This window comes from Pseudoalteromonas sp. Z9A6 (assembly GCF_011378805.1).
Classification (GTDB): domain Bacteria; phylum Pseudomonadota; class Gammaproteobacteria; order Enterobacterales; family Alteromonadaceae; genus Pseudoalteromonas; species Pseudoalteromonas distincta.
Map to the genome: position 1 here is coordinate 1 of NZ_WTKZ01000088.1, position 963 is coordinate 963.

The window sequence follows — 963 nt, forward strand, 5'->3', positions numbered from 1 at the left end:
GTTACCCTGGAATTTTAAAACATAGGTGTAGTTCGCTAGACGCTCACAAACTTTTCATAAGATAGTTTACCACTGTGTATTATTACTTAAGAATACTAATGCCGATTTCGAGGGGATGGGCTAAATAATACAAACTGTGTTATTCAAGGGGTGAAGTCCAATGGTACGAAAAGTTACTCTAAGCGTGAAAATTCAAGCTAAGGTTAATTTCGAGGGGATGGGCGCAAAACCCCTAAAAGCGATGCAAAAATTCAATGGCAGTATGGTAGCTGACAATGTGATGGCTCTGATAACTCAGCTTTCAAAATACAAGGCTGAGCTTGAAGGTAAACTCTATCATGAAATTGGTCGATTTGAAAAATCGACTGGGATTTGCGCAGAATGCGGCCAACATCATGTTTTGACATTGAACGACAGATATTTCACATGTACGGCTTGTGAAACTAACCAAAACCGGGACTTGTCAGCGGCTAAAAGCATAGCAAAAACAGGTGAATTAGATTTGATTGCGGCTGGGATCGTCGCAAGGGTAGCCCCCACATCTCAGCAGAAAGCAGCTAATAAAATGAAAGTCTTCGAGCTATCGAAGTTTGCTGTTGGATCTGAGAAAAAAGAAGCAGCCTAGCATTCATAAGCTAGACTGTAGAAGCCCATTGATCGACACGGAGTGGCGTCGATGGGTAGTTCACTGTTATGCTCTTGTGGTGGCTTTCGCCACCACTTTATTAGTTTTCAAGTTCCACCATATCTTTCGCTGCAATGTCACCAGACACTAGCTTTACAGTTGCGAAATGATCATTCACAATTTTAGTAATTTGTACCGTTCCTACCTTTTCGATAGTGTAGGGATCTTCACCTTCACTCAATACTATTCTTTCATGGAATCTAATAACACTGTATTTTTGCCCAACCTCTGCGCCATGCTTAGCACCAATACAGATTAGAGTTCGATTATCAGAACTT

2 protein-coding genes are annotated in these 963 nt (G+C 41.1%); one reads left to right on the forward strand and one right to left on the reverse strand.

Going from position 1 to position 963, the window contains the following annotated elements:
• Nucleotides 1–160: 160 nt before the first annotated feature.
• Entirely contained in the window at nucleotides 161–625 is a 465-nt protein-coding gene (locus GQR53_RS19480; protein WP_024605469.1) for a zinc ribbon domain-containing protein, read from the forward strand.
• Nucleotides 626–725: 100 nt separating this feature from the next.
• Here GQR53_RS19480 and GQR53_RS21570 read toward each other — a convergent pair.
• A partial coding sequence (locus GQR53_RS21570; RefSeq protein ID WP_240917514.1) for a hypothetical protein occupies nucleotides 726–963 on the reverse strand: 238 nt, incomplete at its 5' end.